This window comes from Geodermatophilus sp. URMC 61 (assembly GCF_052931555.1).
In genome coordinates, this window is record NZ_JBRFHZ010000002.1 from 3,879,017 (window position 1) to 3,896,540 (window position 17,524).

21 protein-coding genes, 1 tRNA gene and 1 pseudogene are annotated in these 17,524 nt (G+C 75.6%); 16 read left to right on the top strand and 7 right to left on the bottom strand.

Going from position 1 to position 17,524, the window contains the following annotated elements; genetic code table 11:
- The first annotated feature begins 64 nt into the window (after positions 1-64).
- The 3 genes from ACU610_RS18115 (at position 65) to ACU610_RS18125 (ending at position 3,680) form a co-directional block, all read left to right on the top strand.
- A complete protein-coding gene (locus tag ACU610_RS18115; RefSeq protein ID WP_446769085.1) occupies positions 65-2,800 on the top strand; it encodes an ATP-binding protein in 2,736 nt (911 codons plus the stop codon).
- A gap of 17 nt (positions 2,801-2,817) precedes the next feature.
- Positions 2,818-2,888 (top strand) — tRNA-Gly (locus tag ACU610_RS18120).
- A gap of 138 nt (positions 2,889-3,026) precedes the next feature.
- Complete coding sequence (locus ACU610_RS18125) at positions 3,027-3,680, top strand: hypothetical protein (RefSeq protein ID WP_446769086.1); 654 nt, start codon at positions 3,027-3,029, stop codon at positions 3,678-3,680.
- 69 nt (positions 3,681-3,749) lie between these two features.
- On the opposite strand, the gene ACU610_RS18130 is transcribed toward ACU610_RS18125, so the two are convergent.
- Positions 3,750-3,986 carry a hypothetical protein gene (locus ACU610_RS18130; protein ID WP_446769087.1) on the bottom strand — a complete coding sequence of 79 codons (237 nt, stop codon included), beginning with the start codon at positions 3,984-3,986 and terminating at the stop codon, positions 3,750-3,752.
- A 133-nt stretch (positions 3,987-4,119) separates the two neighbouring features.
- On the opposite strand from ACU610_RS18130, the gene ACU610_RS18135 reads away from it, so the two are divergent.
- The 3 genes from ACU610_RS18135 (at position 4,120) to ACU610_RS18145 (ending at position 7,306) form a co-directional block, all read left to right on the top strand.
- Positions 4,120-4,989 carry a putative protein N(5)-glutamine methyltransferase gene (locus tag ACU610_RS18135; protein ID WP_446769088.1) on the top strand — a complete coding sequence of 290 codons (870 nt, stop codon included), beginning with the start codon at positions 4,120-4,122 and terminating at the stop codon, positions 4,987-4,989.
- 74 nt (positions 4,990-5,063) lie between these two features.
- On the top strand, positions 5,064-5,594 hold the full coding sequence (locus ACU610_RS18140; protein WP_446769089.1) for a universal stress protein: 531 nt from the start codon (positions 5,064-5,066) through the stop codon (positions 5,592-5,594).
- Between the two features lie 59 nt (positions 5,595-5,653).
- Positions 5,654-7,306, top strand: coding sequence for a GAF domain-containing protein (locus tag ACU610_RS18145; protein ID WP_446769090.1), 1,653 nt, complete (start codon positions 5,654-5,656; stop codon positions 7,304-7,306).
- A gap of 128 nt (positions 7,307-7,434) precedes the next feature.
- Here the strand turns inward: ACU610_RS18145 and ACU610_RS18150 are convergent, their stop codons facing one another.
- The 4 genes from ACU610_RS18150 to ACU610_RS18165 form a co-directional block, all read right to left on the bottom strand.
- The gene (locus tag ACU610_RS18150; RefSeq protein WP_446769091.1) at positions 7,435-8,091 is read right to left on the bottom strand and encodes a response regulator; all 657 of its coding nucleotides are present in this window, start codon (positions 8,089-8,091) and stop codon (positions 7,435-7,437) included.
- 75 nt (positions 8,092-8,166) lie between these two features.
- Positions 8,167-9,201, bottom strand: a complete 1,035-nt coding sequence (locus ACU610_RS18155) for a type III polyketide synthase (RefSeq protein ID WP_446769092.1) — start codon at positions 9,199-9,201, stop codon at positions 8,167-8,169.
- 19 nt (positions 9,202-9,220) lie between these two features.
- Positions 9,221-9,976 carry a methyltransferase domain-containing protein gene (locus tag ACU610_RS18160; protein WP_446769093.1) on the bottom strand — a complete coding sequence of 252 codons (756 nt, stop codon included), beginning with the start codon at positions 9,974-9,976 and terminating at the stop codon, positions 9,221-9,223.
- A 3-nt stretch (positions 9,977-9,979) separates the two neighbouring features.
- Positions 9,980-10,333, bottom strand: coding sequence for a DUF3140 domain-containing protein (locus ACU610_RS18165; protein ID WP_446769094.1), 354 nt, complete (start codon positions 10,331-10,333; stop codon positions 9,980-9,982).
- 70 nt (positions 10,334-10,403) lie between these two features.
- On the opposite strand from ACU610_RS18165, the gene ACU610_RS18170 reads away from it, so the two are divergent.
- From ACU610_RS18170 to ACU610_RS18215, 10 genes and pseudogenes are all read left to right on the top strand, one after another.
- A complete protein-coding gene (locus tag ACU610_RS18170) occupies positions 10,404-10,901 on the top strand; it encodes a DUF6328 family protein (protein ID WP_446769095.1) in 498 nt (165 codons plus the stop codon).
- A gap of 22 nt (positions 10,902-10,923) precedes the next feature.
- Entirely contained in the window at positions 10,924-12,057 is a 1,134-nt protein-coding gene (locus tag ACU610_RS18175) for a ribokinase (RefSeq protein ID WP_446769096.1), read from the top strand.
- 139 nt (positions 12,058-12,196) lie between these two features.
- The gene (locus tag ACU610_RS18180; RefSeq protein ID WP_446769097.1) at positions 12,197-12,337 is read left to right on the top strand and encodes a hypothetical protein; all 141 of its coding nucleotides are present in this window, start codon (positions 12,197-12,199) and stop codon (positions 12,335-12,337) included.
- 257 nt (positions 12,338-12,594) lie between these two features.
- Complete coding sequence (locus ACU610_RS18185; RefSeq protein WP_446769098.1) at positions 12,595-13,224, top strand: TetR/AcrR family transcriptional regulator; 630 nt, start codon at positions 12,595-12,597, stop codon at positions 13,222-13,224.
- Between the two features lie 37 nt (positions 13,225-13,261).
- A complete protein-coding gene (locus tag ACU610_RS18190; RefSeq protein ID WP_446769099.1) occupies positions 13,262-13,687 on the top strand; it encodes a hypothetical protein in 426 nt (141 codons plus the stop codon).
- Positions 13,688-14,003: 316 nt separating this feature from the next.
- On the top strand, positions 14,004-14,168 hold the full coding sequence (locus ACU610_RS18195; RefSeq protein WP_446769100.1) for a hypothetical protein: 165 nt from the start codon (positions 14,004-14,006) through the stop codon (positions 14,166-14,168).
- Positions 14,169-14,205: 37 nt separating this feature from the next.
- Positions 14,206-14,565: a LapA family protein gene (locus ACU610_RS18200; RefSeq protein WP_446769101.1), complete on the top strand. Its 360-nt coding sequence runs from the start codon at positions 14,206-14,208 to the stop codon at positions 14,563-14,565.
- Between the two features lie 76 nt (positions 14,566-14,641).
- A pseudogene (locus ACU610_RS18205) lies at positions 14,642-14,695 on the top strand (hypothetical protein); the annotation flags it as partial.
- Between the two features lie 409 nt (positions 14,696-15,104).
- The gene (locus ACU610_RS18210; RefSeq protein ID WP_446769102.1) at positions 15,105-15,356 is read left to right on the top strand and encodes a hypothetical protein; all 252 of its coding nucleotides are present in this window, start codon (positions 15,105-15,107) and stop codon (positions 15,354-15,356) included.
- The gene (locus tag ACU610_RS18215) at positions 15,356-15,550 is read left to right on the top strand and encodes a hypothetical protein (RefSeq protein ID WP_446769103.1); all 195 of its coding nucleotides are present in this window, start codon (positions 15,356-15,358) and stop codon (positions 15,548-15,550) included. Before ACU610_RS18210 ends, ACU610_RS18215 begins: the two co-directional genes overlap by 1 nt.
- Here ACU610_RS18215 and ACU610_RS18220 read toward each other — a convergent pair.
- Entirely contained in the window at positions 15,486-16,004 is a 519-nt protein-coding gene (locus ACU610_RS18220; protein WP_446769104.1) for an ATP-binding cassette domain-containing protein, read from the bottom strand. The genes ACU610_RS18215 and ACU610_RS18220 overlap by 65 nt on opposite strands.
- Before the next feature lie 143 nt (positions 16,005-16,147).
- Positions 16,148-17,512: an MFS transporter gene (locus tag ACU610_RS18225; protein ID WP_446769105.1), complete on the bottom strand. Its 1,365-nt coding sequence runs from the start codon at positions 17,510-17,512 to the stop codon at positions 16,148-16,150.
- Between the last annotated feature and the right edge of the window lie 12 nt (positions 17,513-17,524).

Consider the following 17,524-nt stretch of genomic DNA (forward strand, 5'->3'; position numbering starts at 1 on the left):
ACCGACGCGTGTCCGGGCCGCGTCGGCGGGGGCAGAAGACCAGCACGGGGAGGTGCGCCGCTACGTGAGCACAGTCGCCCGTCCGTCCCCGGCCCACGCGGACGACGAGCTCTTCGGTGACGGCGGCGAGAACGGCCGGCTGATGGCCGCCTTCGACTGGTCCACCACGCCGGTGGGCCCGGTCGAGGCCTGGCCGGCCAGCCTGCGGCACGCCGTCCGCACGGTGCTGGTCTCGCGGTTCCCGATGATCCTGGCCTGGGGGCCGGGCTACACGCAGTTCTACAACGACGCCTACGCGACGCTGATCGGCACCAAGCACCCCGGCGCAATCGGCGACGACCTGCGGGTGACCCTCGCCGAGGGATGGGCGGCGCTGCAGGAGCCGGTGGAGCACGCGATGGCCGCCCGCGAGGCGTCCTGGCTCCCGCAGCTGCTCCTGCTGCTCGAGCGCGCCGGCTACCGCGAGGAGACCTACTTCACCGTCTCCCACGCGCCCGCCTACGGCGACGACGGCCGCGTCGCGGGCATGCACGCGGTCTGCACCGAGGTGACCCGCCAGGTGCTGGCCGAGCGTCGGCAGCGGCTGCTGCACGACGTCGCGACGTCGACCGGTGAACTGCTCGACGAGACCGCGACGGTGGCGGCGATGACCACCGCGCTGGCCGGCGACCCGCTCGACGTGCCGTTCGCCGCCGTCTACCTCACCACCCCCGGCACACCCGGGCTCCGCCGCGCCGCGGTCGTCGGGTGCGCGCCCGGACAGCTGCCCGAGGTCGCCGCCTCGCCCGACGAGCTGCGCCCCCTGCCCGTCGTCGGCCTGGGCGTTCCCGGCGGGCCCTTCGGGGACACCGTCACCGAGGCCGTCGTCCTCCCGCTCGGCGGCCCGGACGGCGACGGCGTGGGCGCGCTCGTGGTCGGCGTGAACCCCAACCGCGCGCTCGACGAGGAGCACCGCTCCTTCCACGAGCTGCTCGCCGGCCAGTTCGCCGCCGCCGTCCGCAACGCCCGCGCCTATGCCGAGGAGCGCGCCCGGGCCGAGGCGCTGGCGGAGCTGGACCAGGCAAAGACGGCGTTCTTCGCCAACGTCAGCCACGAACTGCGCACCCCGCTGACCCTGCTGCTCGGCCCGATCGCCGACACCCTCGCCGAGCACGGGCCCGCGCTGCCCTCCGGCGTCCGCGAGTCGCTGGACCTGGCGCAGCGCAACGGCCAGCGCCTGCAGCGGCTGGTCAACGACCTGCTGGAGTTCGTCAGCATCGAGGCCGGCCGCGCCTCCGCGGCGCGGGTGGAGACCGACGTCGCCGCCTTCACCGCCGAGCTGGCCGGGGTGCTGCGGGCCGCCGCCGAGCGCGCCGGCCTGCGGCTCACCGTCGACTGCCCGCCGCTGGACCGGCCGGCCTACGTCGACCCGCGGATGTGGGAGAAGGTCGTCCTCAACCTGGTCGCCAACGCGCTGAAGTACACCTTCGTCGGCGGCATCGACGTCGCCCTGCGGGCCGACGGCGACGACCTGGTGCTGACGGTGGCCGACACCGGCGTGGGCATACCCGCCGCGGAGGTGCCGCACCTGTTCGAGCGGTTCCACCGCGGGGGAAGCACCGCCGCGCGCAGCCGGGAGGGCAGTGGGCTGGGCCTGGCCCTCGTCCGCGAGCTGGTCACCCTCCACGGCGGCGAGGTCAGCGCCACCAGCGAGCCGGGCACCGGCAGCACCTTCACGGTGCGGGTGCCCTTCGGCGCGCCGGACGCCCCGACCGGCGCCCCCGCCGTCCCGTCGGCGTCCTCGCGCGGCGGGGTGGTCACACCGTGGGACGACGTCCCGGACGCCGCGGGCCCGCGGACGCCGGCCACCACCCCCGGCACCAGCGTGCTGGTCGTCGACGACAACGCCGACATGCGCGCCTACCTGACCCGGCTGTTGTCCCCGGTCTGGACGGTCCGGACGGCGACCAACGGCCAGGAGGCGCTGGAGAGCATCGCGGCCGCGCGGCCCGACGTCGTCGTGACCGACGTGATGATGCCGGGGCTCGACGGCTTCGACCTGCTGCGCGCCCTGCGGGCCGACCCTGCCGTGCGGGACGTCCCGGTGGTCATGCTCACCGCCCGGGCCGGCCAGGAGGCCGCGGTCGAGGGCTTCGACGCCGGGGTGGACGACTACCTGGCCAAGCCGTTCGAGTCCGCCGAGCTCCTCGGGCGCCTGCGCGCGGTCCTGGAGCGCGCCGCCGGGCGCACGGCCGGGGGCACCCGTCCCGCGCCCCCCGCTCCGCAGCCCGGCACCGCCGCGGCCGGCGGGGACGCCGCTCCCGTGGTGCCGCCCCGCCCGCGCTCGCCGGCGACCCCGCCCGCGACCGCGCCGTCCACCGGGGGCCAGGCGACGCCGGACCCGGTCGCCCCCGTGGGCACCGCCGTCCGCCGACACTGGCGCTTCCCGTCCGACCCCCGGTCCGTCCCGGCGCTGCGCCGGCGGCTGCGGGCACTGTTCGTCGAGGCCGGCCTGGACGAGGACCTCGCCTACGACCTGGTCCTGGCCGCCTGCGAGGCGGCCACGAACGCCATCGAGCACGCCCAGGACCCCGCCGAGCGGGTCATCGACGTCGGCGCCGAGGTCGTGGGCGGCCGGGTGGAGGTCGCGGTCCGTGACTACGGCCGGTGGCGGGAGCGGGTGCCGAGCATGGACCGTGGCCGCGGCTCGATGCTGATGAGCGCCGTCGGGGAGATCACCGCGACGCCCAGCCCCGCCGGCACCACCGTCGTCATCCGCGTCGGCGGCCCCCCGCTCCCCTCCGACGGGGCGCTCCGGTAAGCTCGGGGCCGCACTCCGCGGGTGTAGTTCAATGGCAGAACATCAGCTTCCCAAGCTGACAGTGCGAGTTCGATTCTCGTCACCCGCTCTTCCGCCTCCGGGCTGCACGACCGGTCGATCGGGTGCGTTCTCCCTGGTCGGCCATGACACGATCAGGTCACGTCCCGTTTGCCGCGCAGGCGACCGGGAACCGAGCCGGGCCCTGTGTCGTCCACGAGGAGACGCGATGACCGAGCCCGACCGCACCCGCACCGACCTCGGGGCCCCCACCGCGGCGGCCCGCCCGGCCGCACCGGACGGCGCGCGCGCCACCCGCGGGGCCGCCCGGGACGCCGTCGACGCCCAGCACGCCCGCTACGGCGGCATCAAGTGGGGCGCCGCCTTCTTCGGTTGGCTGTCGGCCAACGGCCTGGCCGTGCTGCTGCTCGCCGTCCTCTCGGCGGGCGGTGTCGCCTTCGGCCTCACCCAGGTGGACACCGCGGACGAGGCCGCGCAGCAGGCGACGGCGCAGGCCACCACCATCGGCCTCACCGGCGGCATCGCGCTGCTCGTCGTGCTCTTCCTGGCCTACCTCGCCGGCGGCTACGTGGCCGGCCGGATGGCCCGCTTCGACGGGGCCCGGCAGGGTCTGGCCGTGTGGCTCATCGGCCTGCTGGTCGTCGTCGTGCTGGGCATCCTCGGCGTGGTGCTGGGCGCGCAGTACAACGTGCTCTCCCAGCTGAACCTGCCGAGCATCCCGGTCAGCGGCAGCACCGCCACCACCGCCGGTGTCGTCGCCGGCGTCGCCGCCGCGCTGGTCTCGTTGCTCGGCGCGGTGCTCGGCGGCGGGCTCGGCACCCGCTACCACCGCAAGATCGACCGCGCCGGCTTCACCCTCTGACCGCATCCGCACCGAGAGCCTCGGCGTACCCCTGCTGACGGGTACGCCGCCGCCCTCGCGGTCGGGGTGCTACGCCCGGTCCACCTGCGCGACGGCCTGCTCGACGACCGCCGGGGCGTCGGCGGTCGACCCGTTGTCCTGCACCTCCTGGCCGCAGCGCGGGACCCCCAGCAGGACCGCCAGCACGATCGCCAGCCCGGCGATGAAGGTGGCGACGACGACGACCCTCCCCCGGCGTCCCCGGGCGCTGGGTCGATCGCCGCCGGAACGGTCCTCGCCGGGAGGTCGTGGGTCGGATGTCGGCATGGTCGGCTCCCTGTCGCCGGTCGCGCGGCGTGGCTCGCGCACGATCTCCCTGCCCCGCGGGCGTGCCCCCCATGCACGTTCCCGTCCGGCCGTACCCTCGCGGGCAGCCGGAGTCGGGAGGGGGCGGGCGCCCGTGCCACCGTCGCCGGACGACGTCCTGTCCCGGCACCCGGCCCCCCTCGTCGCGCGACTGCGGGCGGCCGGCTGCGTGTTCGCCGAGGAGGAGGCCGCCGAGCTGGTGGCCGCGGCCAGCGGCCCGGCGCACCTCGCCGCGATGGTGGACCGCCGGGTGACCGGCGAACCGCTGGAGACGGTCCTCGGCTGGGCCCGGTTCTGCGGCCTGCGCGTCGCGGTCGGGCCCGGCGTCTTCGTGCCGCGGCAGCGGACCGCGCTGCTGGTCGAGCAGGCGGTGGCGCTGCTGCGCTCCGCTCCCGGCACCCCGGTGGTCGTCGACCTGTGCTGCGGCTCCGGCGCGGTCGGACTCGCCGTGGCCGCCGCGCTGGGTCCGGTCGAGCTGCACGCGGCCGACGTCGACCCGGTCGCCGTCCGCTGCGCCCGGCGCAACCTCGAGCCGGCCGGCGGCCGGGTGCACCAGGGCGACCTCTACGCAGCGCTGCCGGCCGCGCTGCGCGGCCGGGTCGACCTGCTGGCGGTCAACGCCCCCTACGTACCCAGCGCGGCGGTGGCGCTGATGCCGCCCGAGGCGCGCGACGCCGAGCCGCGTGCCGCGCTCGACGGCGGTCCCGACGGCACCGACCTGCAGCGCCGGGTCGCCGCCGACGCGCGGTCCTGGCTGGCGCCCGGCGGCACCCTGCTGGTCGAGACCAGCGCCCGCCAGGCGCCGCTCACCGCCACCGCGGTACGGGCCGGCGGGTTGCGCGCGGCCGTGGTCCGCGACGAGGAGCGCGACGCGACGGTCGTGCTCGGGACGGACCCCCGGAGTTCCGTATCCGGATCGTCACGGTCCGCTGTGACACACTCAGTCACCGACCGGAACGGATGAGTAACGCCGTGACCTGGGCCGACGCGGGTCCTTGGTCCCTGCCGCCCCGCAACGGGCCGGTACACGATCGCCACATGGACGACGCGCACCGGTTCAGGGACGAGCCGGAACAGGATCGGCCGCGCACCGCCGCGGACCCCGCCGCGGACGACGCGCGCGGCGATCGCCGGGTCGAGCCGATGCGACTCACCCCGCTGCTGCCGCGACGGCAGAACCCCTGGTTGCTCGTCGACGTCGACGGCTCGCCGGCCGCGCACGGCGCCCTCGTCTGGGCGCTGCGGGAGGCCGCCCGCCGGGAGGCCACCGTGGTCGCCGTCTGGGTGGTCGACGAGGACGGCGACGACGCCATCCCCGGCGTGTCCCGCGCGGGCCGGCGCACGAGCGTCGTCGCGCTGGAACGGCTAGAGGCCCAGGTGCTGCGGGCCATCGCCGAGACCGGCGTCACCGGCCGCGTCCGCACCGCCGTCCTCGAGCGGCCGGTCTTCGATGCGCTCAGCAGCGCCACCCGCGGTGCCGACCTGGTGATGGTCAGCGGCCGGGGCAAGACCCTGCTGCGCCCCGCCGTCCCCCGGCAGCCGACCCGCCGCCTCGCCCGCGGCGCGTGACGGAGGTCCGGATCACCACGTCCCCACCACTCCCCCAGGAGCACTCCGACGACCGGGCCGTGACCCCGCCCGGTGCCGGGGGGCCCGGCCTGCCGTCCGCCGAGGTGTCCGTCCTGGGCAGCCCGCCCACGGTGCACAGCGCTCAGGTCGACAGCACGCTGCACGGGATCCTGCAGGCGGCCGTCGAGACCACCGGTGCCACGTACGGCGCGCTCGGCGTCCTCGACGACACCGGCACCGGTTTCGAGCGCTTCGTCGTCGTGGGCATGGACGCCGCCACGCTGGAGCGGATCGGCCGGCTGCCCGCGGGGATCGGGGTCCTCGGCCTGCTGTTGCAGCGCCCGGAGCCGCTGCGGCTGGCGGACCTCACCACGCACCCGGAGGCGATCGGCTTCCCACCCGGTCACCCGCCGATGCACTCGTTCCTCGGGGTCCCCGTCCGGGTGCGGGACGCGGTGTTCGGTCACCTCTTCCTCACCGTCGAGCACGTCGACGCGTTCACCGCTGCCGACGAGGCCGCGGCGGTCGGGCTGGCCGCCGCCGCCGGCCTGGCGATCGGCAACGCCGAGCTCGTCGAGCGCGCGGAGCACCGCCGCGCGTGGGCCCAGGCCGGCACCGACATCGCGACCGCGCTGCTCTCCGGCGCCGACCCCGACACGGTGCTGCGCAGCATCGGCGAGCAGGTCGCGGACCTGGCCTCGGCCGACGCGGCCGGCGTGCTGGTCCCCAGCCCCGACGACGAGAACGCCCTCACCGTCGTCGTCGCCGTCGGCGCGGACAACGAGTACGCCGAGGGCGTGCGCCTGCCCCTGACCGACACCCAGCTGGGCAGGGCGCACAGCACCGGCACGCCACTGCTCCTCACCGACGTCCACAACGCCGCGACCGGGGGCCAGCGCGCCGAGGTGATCGACGAGCTGACCCAGCGCTTCGGGCCCACACTGATGATCCCGCTGGGTGGGCGGCCAGCCCTGGGCACGGTGGTGGCGATGCGGCGGCGCGGGCGGGAGCCCTTCGCGCCCGACACCCTCGAGTTGGCCTCCGCCTTCGCCGCACAGGCGTCGGTGGCCCTCGAGCTGGCCCGCAGCCAGCAGCGCGAGCGGCGGCTGCAGGTGCAGGCCGACCGTGACCGGATCGCCCGGGACCTGCACGACCACGTCGTCCAGCGGATCTTCGCCACCGGCCTGGCCCTGGACCGGGTGAGCCGCTCGCTGGAGGAGCAACTGCCCGAGACGGCGGCGGCGCTGGCCGAGCGGGTCGACGAGCTCGACGGCACCATCGCCCGCATCCGCTCGGCGATCTTCGAGCTGCACGAGGCGGACGACGCCTCGCCCGACGCCGTCCGCACCCGCATCGTCGACATCGTCCGCTCGATCACCGGCGGGCAGGGGCTGCGCCCGGACGTGCGGCTGCGCGGGGACGAGGACCTGCCGCCCGCGCTGCTGCCCGACGTCATCGCCGTCGTCCGCGAGCTGGTGACCAACGTCGTGCGGCACGCGCAGGCCACCCGGGTGACGGTCACGGTGACCGTCGACGCCGAGGTGCGCGTCGTGGTCACCGACAACGGGATCGGGCTGCCCGCGGTCTCCGTGCGCAGCGGACTGACCAACCTGGCCGACCGCGCCGAGCGGCACGGCGGCCGGCTGACCACGACGACCGGACCGAAGGGCACGCAGATCCGCTGGTCGGTGCCGATGCCGCGCCGGGAGTGAGCCGGCCTCCCTGCGCGGTCCCGCCGGCCCCTTCCAGAGGCTCACCGTGAGCCCAGATGGCCCCGCTCGGAGGCTCGCCCCGAGCGTGCGAGGGGTGAGGAGAGCGGGGTCCTTCCCGGGGAGGACGTTCAGTCGGGGCGGTCGCGCAGCTCGGTGGCGAGGATCGCGGCCTGGGTGCGCCGCTCGAGACCCAGCTTGGCCAGCAGGTGGCTGGTGTAGTTCTTCACCGTCTTCTCGGCCAGGCCCATGCGCGCGCCGATCTGACGGTTGGTCAGGCCCTCGCCGATCAGCCGCAGCACCGTGCGCTCCTGCTCGGTGAGCACGGCCAGCCGGCGGTCCCGCTCGGCCGGACGGCGGCGCACGGCGGAGGCCGAGATCCCGATGTCCCGGTCGAAGAGCGTGCCGCCGTCGGCGACGGTCCGGACGGCGGTGACCAGCGCCGAGCCGCGCACCTGCTTGAGCACGTAGCCCGAGGCCCCGGCGGCGACGGCGGCGGCCACGGCGTCCTCGTCGGGGAAGCTGGTCAGCACCAGGCAGCGCAGGCCCGGCACCCGCTCGCGCAGCTTGCGGCAGACCTCCGCGCCGTCCCCGTCGGGCAGGCGCATGTCCACGACGGTGACGTCCGGCCGCACGGCCGGTACCCGGGCGAGGGCCTCGGCGACCGAGCCGGCCTCACCGACGACGCTGATGACCGGGTCCTCCTCCAGGACCTCTGCCACTCCACGCCGCACGACCTCGTGGTCGTCGACGAGGAACACGCGAACGGCACCGTTGCCCGACTCCACGGGCTCCCCCTCCGTAGAGTGACCTCCTTCACACACCGTAGCCACTACCAGCAGTGGTCACCAGACTCGCGGCACTCAGGAGGGCAGCAACAGAGCCGCGTAGAGCGTGAGCCCGGGGCCGAACGCCATCGCCACGACCGGGCCGTCGACGTCGGCGAGCTCCTCCAGCACCAGCAGCACCGTCGCCGAGGAGCAGTTGCCGTGCTCGGCCAGCACGTGCCGGGAGGCGGCCAGCTGCTCCTCGGCCAGCCCCAGGTGGTCGCGGACGACGTCGAGGATCCGCGGGCCACCGGGGTGCACCGCCCAGCCGGCGACGTCCTCGATCCGCAGCCCCGCGCCGGTGAGCAGCTCCTGGACGACATCGCCGACGTGCCGGGAGAGCACGTCGGGCACCCGCGGCGAGAGCCCCATGCGGAAACCCAGGTCGGTGACGTCCCAGGTCATGTGGTCGGCGGTCGAGGGGTCGGTGCGGGCCACCACCCCGGCCAGCCGCCGGCCCTGCCCCCGCCCCGCCCGCCCGGGCTGCAGGACGACGGCGGCGGCCGCGTCGGAGAACAGCGCGTGCGCGACGACCTGGTCGAGCTCGCGCACCGGCGGCTGCACGTGCAGGCTGGTCAGCTCGCAGCACAGCAGGACGGCCGGGCGGGACCGGGCGGTCACGTAGTCGCCGACGGCGGCCAGGCCCGGGACGGCGGCGTAGCAGCCCATGTGCCCGACCAGCAGCCGCTGCAGCCCCGGCGGCATGCCGAGGTCGCTGGCCAGCCGGATGTCCAGGCCGGGGGTGGCGTAGCCGGTGCAGGTGGCGACGGCGAACAGGCCGACGTCCCCCGGCGCCAGGCCGGCGTCGTCGAGGGCGGCGGCGACCGCCTGCTTGCCCAGCGGCAGGGCCTCCTGCACGTAGCGCTGCATCCGCGCGCCGGTGCTCCACCCGCTGATGTCCTCGTCGAGCGGGTTGGCCACCGCGTGCCGGCGGCGCACGCCGGAGCCGGCGAAGACCCGCCGCGCCGCGCGGACACCGGCGTAGTGGTCGGCGAAGAAACCGTCCCAGGCCGCGTCCTGGTCGATCGTCGTGGGCAGGGCGCGACCGGCACCGGTCAGGACGGCGCTCATCGGCGCAGCTCACGGGCGCTCATGGCCCCGACCGTACGGGCGCCGGGTCCGCTGCGCCGCTCCTTCGCTCCTCCTCCCGGCGCCTGCCGTAGCCGGCGAAGAGGACGGCGGTGGACCGGACCGGCTTCATGCGCACCGCGGCCCGCCGGCCCAGCTTCCACGCCAGCGCGTCGCGGAAGGAGGGCCGCAGCCCGACCAGCCGGAGGTCGAGGCCGAGCGCGTCCGCGGCGGCCAGCAGGCGGGCGCGGTCGACGAACAGCGCGGGGTCGTGGATGCCGGGCGGCGGACCGCCGGGGAGCCGCTCGGCCACGGTGACCATGAGGAAGCGACCGATCCGGGTGGCCGCCAGTGCGTCGACGACCAGCGTGCCGCCGGGGCGCAGCAGGCGGGCACACTCGGCGAGCACGCCCACGTCGTCCTCGACGTGCTCGAGGATCTCCCCGGCCACCACGACGTCGGCGCACCCGTCGGCCAGCGGGACGGCGAGCACCGACCCGCGCACCACCAGGACGCCGTGCTCACGGGCCACCCGGAGGCCCGGCGTGCCGAGGTCGACGCCGACGTGCCGGTAGCCGAGCCGGGCGACGTACGGCGCCATGAGGCCGCCACCGCAGGCCAGGTCGACCAGCACCGCGTCCGGGCCGGGCGCCGGCGGGACGTGCTCGGCCCGCGACGCGGCCAGCCAGTGCAGCGCGGCGAACTCACCGGAGCCCTCCCACCACCGGTCGGCCAGCTCGTCGTACTGGGCGGGGTCGTTCCGGCGCCGTCGGCCCATGGGCTAGCTCTGGTCCTTCTTCAGGGGATCGTGGCCCCAGTTCATCAGGGAGTAGCGCCACCTGGAGTGCTCGACGTCCTCCTTCGCCGGCCGCTGGGCCAGGTGGCGGGCGACGTAGCCGTGCACCTTGCGCATGTGGGCGAGGTCGTCGTCGGTCAGGTCCGCCTTCTTCGTGCGCAGCAGCTCCACGATCCGGCGCCCCTCGGCGTGGCCGGTGGACTCTCCGGACCCGTCCTCCTTCTGCCCGACCGACTGCGACTCCTCGGTCTCCAGCCAGCGCTCCAGCTCGGCGGGGGACATGTTCACCGCGTCCTGGAACTCCCGGCGGACGGTGTCCGGGTCCTCGTCGTGCGCCATCCCTGCCTCCGCGGTGTCTGCGCGTGTCGGGCCGCGTGTCGGGTCCTGCTCGTCGCGGTACCGCAGGCGGGTGGTGCGGAAACGGTCCGACGTGGCCGGGGCGGCCGTCGCCCGCGGCGAGACGCCCGAGGAGGTGCTCGACCGCAACCTCGCCGAGCTGCTGCAGGAGATCCGGGTGGCGATCACCGGCGTGCAGATCCTCTTCGCCTTCCTGCTCACCCTGCCGTTCAGCGCCCGCTTCGACGAGCTCGGCGGCTTCGGGACGACGGTCTACGCGGTCACCCTGCTCAGCACCGCGACCGCGACGCTGGTGCTGATCGCGCCGGTCTCCTTCCACCGCACGCTGTTCCGGCAGCGGCGCAAGCAGGAGCTGGTCGCCTTCGCCGACGCCGCGCTGCTGGTGGGCCTGGCGCTGCTCCTGCTGGGCATCGCGGCGGCGGTGCTGCTCGTGCTCGACGTCGTCCTCGGCCGGTGGCCGGCCCTCGCCTGCTGCGCCTTCGTCGTCGCGCTGGGGGTGGCGGCCTGGTACGTGGTGCCGCTGCGCCACCGGCGACCGCGCGACGGCTGAGGCCCTGGGAGATGCTGCGGGGGTGAGCGTCACCGTGGTCGGCAGCCTCAACGAGGACGTGCTCGTCCGCGTCCCCCGGCTGCCCGGTCGCGGCGAGACCGTCGTCGGGCGGGGGACCGTCCTGGCGCCGGGCGGCAAGGGCGCCAACCAGGCCGCGGCGGCCGGCCGGCTCGGCGGCGGGGTGGCCATGGTGGGCCGCGTCGGCGACGACCCGGCCGCCGACCGGCAGGTGGCCGCCCTCGCCGACGCCGGGGTCGACGTCACGGCCGTGGTGCGGACGCCGGAGGTCCCCACCGGCAGCGCGACGATCCCGGTCGAGGACGGCAGCGGCGAGAACCTGATCGTCGTCGTCCCGGGGGCCAACGCCGAGCTGCGGCCCGCGGACGTCGACGTCGCGGCGGTGCGCGAGGCGCGGGTGGTGCTGCTCCAGCTCGAGGTCCCGGTGGAGACCGTGCAGGCCGCGGCCGCGGTCGCCACGGGCACCGTCGTCCTCACGCCGGCGCCGCCGCAGCGGCTGCCGCCCGAGCTGCTCGCACGCGTCGACGTCCTGGTGCCCAACGAGCACGAGCTGCTGCAGCTGGCCGGCGCACCGGCCGGCGACCGGGCGCCGGGCGAGCTGGCGCGGCTGGCCCGCGCCCTGACGGACGGCACGGTGGTGGTCACCCTCGGCGGGCGCGGGGCGCTGCTCGTGCCGGACGACGGCCCGGCGCTGCTGCAGCCGCCACTGCCGGTGCGACCCGTGGACACCACCGGCGCCGGCGACGCCTTCTGCGGGGCGCTGGCCGTCGCGCTGGCGTCCGGCTCGACCGCGGCGGAGGCGGTGGCCACGGCGGTCACGGCGGCGGCGCTGTCGACGACCGCGTCCGGTGCCCGAGGTGCGCTGCCCGACGCCGCCGCGGTGGCCGCCGCACGGCCCGGGCTGCCGGCCGCCGTCCCGGTGGACGAGGCGGTTGACCGGGCGGCCGGCCGGGAACAGGCTCGGCCAGCCGACGACCGAGGAGGCAGTCCCGTGAGCGAACCCGACCAGCCCGTGCACACCACGGAACCAGCCGAGGGCGGCGACCCGCCGGGGGAGCGTTCCGGCGGTCAGACACCGCACCCGGACCAGCCCGCCGAGGGCGAGGAGCTGCCCGCAGAGAGCGCCGACACCCCCTGACCCTCCGGCGCGGACGCGGGTCCGGCCCGCGTCCGCGCCGGATCGCCACGCCGGAGAGTGACGCATCTCTCCGTGACTCCGACTCAACTCACCGTGGCGGGTCTGTTTCGTCGCCGACCGCGCAGGGGACCCTGGTCGCATGGAGGACACCCAGCACCAGCCCCGAGTAGGTACCGAGACGCCGGAGGAGCGCCCGGCCGACGAGTCGCAGGCCCGGCAGGCCTCGGCCGCACCCCTGGCCCGCCTGCTGGCCAACCCGCGCCGCATCCGCAGGGCCTGAGAGAGGACCCCGTCCTCCTCACCCCTCGTCGCAGGGCCCCGTCCTCCCCACTCCTCGCAGGCTCGGAGCGGGACCCGGGACGGGGCCACCGGGGCCCGGAACGGGGCTACTTCGGGGTCACGGACCGTCACACCCGTCCCACCCGCCCCCTGCGTCCCGGCCAGCCCGGACGTACCTCGTCACTCACAGCAACCACCTGTCGGCCGGTTCCGGCGTGCCGCGAACTGCTCCGTCACGCCCTGCGGCAGCATCGCCGCGTGACCGCAGCCGCCATCCCCCTCGCCGCCGACGACACCTCGGTACCCGTCCGCCGGAGCCGGGCGGAGCGGCAGGCCATCGTCCTGGACACCGCCGAGCGGCTCTTCGCCACCCGCAGCTCGCGCAGCGTGGGGATGGACGAGCTGGTCCGCGAGACGGGCCTGGGCAAGATGACGGTCTACCGGCTGTTCAAGAGCAAGGACGAGCTGGTCGGCGCCTACCTCGCGCGCAAGGCGGCCACCGTGCTCGCCCGCATCGACGCCGAGCTCGAGCGCCTCGCCGACGACCCCCGGGCGGCGCTGCTGTCGGTCGTCGACACCGTCGAGGCCGACGTCACCCGGACCGGCTTCCGTGGCTGCCCGTTCACCAACGTCAGCAGCGAGTACGACGACCCGCAGCACCCCGCGCGCAGCGCTGCCGCCGACTACAAGTTCGAGCTGCACGGCCGGCTCGAGCGCCTCGCCGAGCAGGTCGCCCCGGGTGCGGGCGAGGACCTCGCCGCGCAGGTGCACCTCATCATCGACGGGATGTACCTCTCCGGCGGGCTGCTGGGTCCCGACGGCCCCGCCGCGCACGGTCGCGAGCTGGCCGAGCGCCTCGTCGACATCGCCGTCGCCGTCGCCGGCTGAGCCTGCGGCGCCGGACGGGGCCCCGCAGGATGGGGCGGTGAGCACCGACCGCAGCCGGCCCGACCTCGACGACACCACCGTGGAGGGCCTGGGCAAGCTCTCCGAGGCCCTCGAGACCATCGAGCAGGCGCGCGGCCAGCTGTACGGCTTCCACCAGCACTCCGGCAAGGCCGACCTGCTGCTCCAGGACGCCGTCGAGCTCTTCCGCAAGGCCGGTCACACCAAGCTCGCCGACGACCTCGACCGCGACCTCGTCGGCCGCAACGTCATCGCCGACCGCTGGACCTTCCAGATCGTCGAGGACTACGACGCCACCTACTGGGCGGTCTTCCGCGCCTTCGACGAACGCGCCCGCAACGAGCTGTCCGACGGCGACCGGCACGTCTACGAGGCGCGGATGAAGCAGCGCGAGCGCACCGCGGGCCACCCCAACCACGAGGCCGGACCCGTCCTGGACGGGTGAGCCGTGCCATCGCGGTCCTCCGGACCGCACCGCGGCCTCGTGCCGTCCCCCACCGGCGCTGAGCCCTGGCCCCGTCCCGGGCGCCGCCGGCCCCCTGCAGGGTCCCGCCGCGGCCCCGTCCCGGGTCCCACCCTGAACTCTGACGGCCCCCGTGCAGGGTCCCGCCGCGAGCCTGCGAGTGGCGGGGGGGCAAGGGGGTCCTCCGAGGGGAGGACGGGGTCCTTCAACGGTGGGGGCCTCCGGCCCCCGCTCCTCGACCCGGCACCGCGGGAGACGTGCGGTCGCCGCAGGGCAGCGGCCACCGCAGACTGGGTCCATGACCATGCCGGAGCCCGACGAGCCGCGCGACACCCAGCCCTTCGGCAGCGAGGTGGCCCCGCCCGGCGACCCGGAGTCCCAGGGCGGCACCCCCGGCCCGGCCGACGGCGTCGCGGGCCCCAGCTGGCCACCGGCAGAGACCGAGCCCGACGCGGAGCGCTGACGGTGCGCAGGACGGCGGTGGGCAGCAGACTCCATCCGTGACCACCCCCGGCTCCGACCCCCTGCGCACCCCGACCAGCCCGACCGGCACCCCCGGGACGACCGCGGGTCCGGCCACCGGCCGCCCGGCCACCACCGGCGGGACGACGCCCCAGCGTCACCCCGCCCGCAACGCCGGCCGCACCGCCGGCCGCACGCTCGCCCTGGCGCTGCTGCTGTTCGTCACCGTGGTGCTGGTGCTGTTCGTGGTCTACAACACCCAGACCGTCGAGATCAGCCTGGTCTTCGCCAACGTGCAGGCCCCGCTGGTGCTGGCTCTGGTGATCGCCGCAGCGCTCGGTGGTCTGCTGGTCGGCCTCGCCGGCCTGGTACTGCGTGCCCGCCGCCGCAGCAGCTGACCCACTCCCCGGCAGCTCCGCGCTCTACAAGGTCGGCCGGAACACCACCCGGCTGCTGCTGGCCACCGGCGACCTGGTGACGGCCTGGCTGCCCGTGCGCCAGGCCGAGGTGGCGCTCGGCGCCCTGGCCGGCGAGGTGAGCGAGAGGGACCGGCACTCCTACGAGGGCAAGCTCGCCGCCGCCCGGTTCCCCACCATCAGGTGCTGCCACGGCTGTCGTCGGAGCGGCTCATCGTCGAGAGCACCGACAACGCCCTCATGGAGGTCGACGAGGCGGCCTTCTGAGAGAGGACCCCGTCCTCTCCACCGTGGAAGGACCGCGGCGGTGCCCTGGACGGGCCGCGGTGGTGCCCTGGACGGGGCCGCCGGTCGTCTCGCGGGGGCGGGAGCGACCGACCTCGTCCTGCGGTCGCCGTCCTCGCGCTGCACGGTGAGGTCCGCGGACGGGAGGTGGGGGCGGCGGTCCCACCGCCGCCGGTCGTTTCAGGGGGACCACGGCGGGCATGGCCCCTGCGACAGCCGTCGGACAGGAGGCTCCCGTGAGCGACCCCCAGGGAAGCGACCGGATCCAGCAGGACGTCCCCACTGCGTCGGGCAGCGGCGACAACAGCGACACCGGCTCGGCGTTCGAGGACGTCCCTCTCACCCGGGACGAGGCTCTCGAGCGCGACGCCGCCGCAGGCGACGACCTCCCCGCCCGCGCCGATTCCGACGTGGCCCGGGCTCGGACGGACGGACCGTCCGGTGAGGTGGCGGGACCGAGCTCCCGATCCGGAGGAAGGGACATCTGATGAGCGAGTCCGACGACACCGGGTACCGCGAGTCCCCGGACACGACCGACGGTCCCAGCGGCAGCAACCTGGTCGACGGCGTCCCCGGCGAGGACCGGTCGGACGGCGGCGAGCGCGACGAGGTCACCCTCACCACCGACGACGAGGCCCAGCGCGACGACGGCACCATCCGCCCCGGCAACGTCCCGGACTAGCGTCCACGCCCGCCGACCCCCTGCGGGCTCCCGCCGTGGCCCCGTCCCGGGTCCCACCCTGAGCTCGCGGAGGATGGGAAGCCCGCTCGCGCCGCGGGTCGGCACCGAGGACCCGCACCGACCCGGCCGACGCCGGCGCCAGGCCCTCGAGCACGTCGAGGGCGGAGGTCTTGCCGGCGCCGTTCACGCCGAGCAGCGCGAAGACCTCACCGGGCCGCACCTCGAAGGAGACGCCCCGGACCGCCTCGAAGTCGCCGTAGCGGCGCTGCAGGTCGACGACCTCGACGGCGGGTGGGGCGGACACCGGTGGGGTGGGTGCGGGCGACTCCGCCGGGGACGGCGGGGCGGGCGCGACGGACGGGTGCACGGCGACCTCCTCGGTGCGCCCGCCGGCCGGGGTCCGGCCGCTCCTCCCGGGCGCACCCTGACGCCGCCGCCGCCCCCGCGCCGGCACAGGTGCCCTCCCTCACGACTTCTCCCGTCAACGCCACGGGCCCTCCATGACGTGTGTCATGGAGGGCCCGTGAGCCGCCTACCTGCAGGACCCCGCCGGCCCCGTCCCGTGCTCGCCGCGAGCGGTGAGGACGGGGTCCTCCTTCACACCGAGGTGCGCGACGGGTCCCCCCGGACGACGACCGCCTGGTCCGCGGCCAGGTCACGGGTGCGCGTCTCCCCGTAGGAGAGGACGGCGATCAGCGTGATGGCCGCGCAGACGGCGAGGTACAGCGCCACCGCCGTCGGGTTGGGGTCGGTGAAGCTGCCCAGCAGCGCCACCGCGATCAGCGGCGCGGGGGCGCCGGCGACCACCGAGGCGAGCTGGTACCCGACCGAGACGCCCGAGTACCGGGCCTTGGTGCCGAAGAGCTCGGAGAGGAACGCGGCCTGCGGACCGTACATCGCGCCGTGGAACAGCAGCCCCACGATGACCGCCACGACGGCGAGGACGAAGCTCCCGCTGTCCAGGAGGGCGAAGAAGGCGAAGCCCCACACCCCGACACCGACCGCACCGAAGAGGTACACCGGCCGGCGGCCGATCCGGTCGGAGAGCGCTCCCCACAGCGGGATGGTCACCAGGTGGAACGCGGCCCCGATCAGCACCGCGTTGAGCGCGAAGGAGCGGTCGAGGCCCAGCACGTTCGTCAGGTAGGTCAGGCTGAAGGCCGTGATCACGTAGTAGGAGACGTTCTCGGCGATGCGGGCGCCCATCGCCACCAGCACCTCCCGCTTGTAGCGCGAGATCACCGTCATGATCGGCGCCTTCTCGGCCACGCCGGTCTCCCGGGCCTTCTCCTCCGCGAGACGCTGCGCCTCGAGGAACACGGGGGACTCCGAGACGGCCAGCCGGACCCACAGCCCGACGAGGATGAGCACCGCCGACAGCAGGAACGGGATGCGCCAGCCCCAGGAGGCGAAGGCCTCGTCGGACTGGAAGGCGGCCAGCAGCGCGAGCACACCGGTCGAGATCAGCTGACCGGCCGGCGCCCCGGCCTGGGGCCAGGACGCCCAGAACCCGCGGTGCTCCGGCTTCCCGTGCTCGGAGACGATGAGGACGGCACCGCCCCACTCACCGCCCAGGGCGAAGCCCTGCACCAGCCGCAGGAGGATGAGCAGCACCGGCGCCAGCACACCGACGCTGGCGTAGGTCGGCAGCAGGCCGATGGTGAAGGTGGCGCCGCCCATCATGAGCAGCGAGATGACCAGCAGCTTCTTTCGGCCGATCCGGTCGCCGTAGTGCCCGAAGACCAGGCCGCCGATGGGGCGGGCGGCGAACCCGATGGCGTAGGTGGCGAACGAGGCCAGCACGCCCACGAAGTCGTCCTGCTCCGGGAAGAACAGCGGGCCGAAGACGAGCGCGGCGGCCGAGCCGTAGAGGAAGAAGTCGTACCACTCGACGGTGGTGCCGACGATGCTCGCGCCGACGACACGACCGAAGCGCGTGCCGGAGTGTGCGGGTGCGGACATGGGGTCTCCTCG

Coding starts and splice junctions, on each gene's coding strand:
- ACU610_RS18125 (WP_446769086.1), top strand. CDS start 3,027: ATGACCGAGCCCGACCGCACCCGCACCGACCTCGGGGCCCCCACCGCG.
- ACU610_RS18130 (WP_446769087.1), bottom strand. CDS start 3,986: ATGCCGACATCCGACCCACGACCTCCCGGCGAGGACCGTTCCGGCGGC.
- ACU610_RS18140 (WP_446769089.1), top strand. CDS start 5,064: ATGGACGACGCGCACCGGTTCAGGGACGAGCCGGAACAGGATCGGCCG.
- ACU610_RS18155 (WP_446769092.1), bottom strand. CDS start 9,201: ATGAGCGCCGTCCTGACCGGTGCCGGTCGCGCCCTGCCCACGACGATC.
- ACU610_RS18160 (WP_446769093.1), bottom strand. CDS start 9,976: ATGGGCCGACGGCGCCGGAACGACCCCGCCCAGTACGACGAGCTGGCC.
- ACU610_RS18165 (WP_446769094.1), bottom strand. CDS start 10,333: ATGGCGCACGACGAGGACCCGGACACCGTCCGCCGGGAGTTCCAGGAC.
- ACU610_RS18180 (WP_446769097.1), top strand. CDS start 12,197: ATGGAGGACACCCAGCACCAGCCCCGAGTAGGTACCGAGACGCCGGAG.
- ACU610_RS18195 (WP_446769100.1), top strand. CDS start 14,004: ATGACCATGCCGGAGCCCGACGAGCCGCGCGACACCCAGCCCTTCGGC.
- ACU610_RS18215 (WP_446769103.1), top strand. CDS start 15,356: ATGAGCGAGTCCGACGACACCGGGTACCGCGAGTCCCCGGACACGACC.
- ACU610_RS18225 (WP_446769105.1), bottom strand. CDS start 17,512: ATGTCCGCACCCGCACACTCCGGCACGCGCTTCGGTCGTGTCGTCGGC.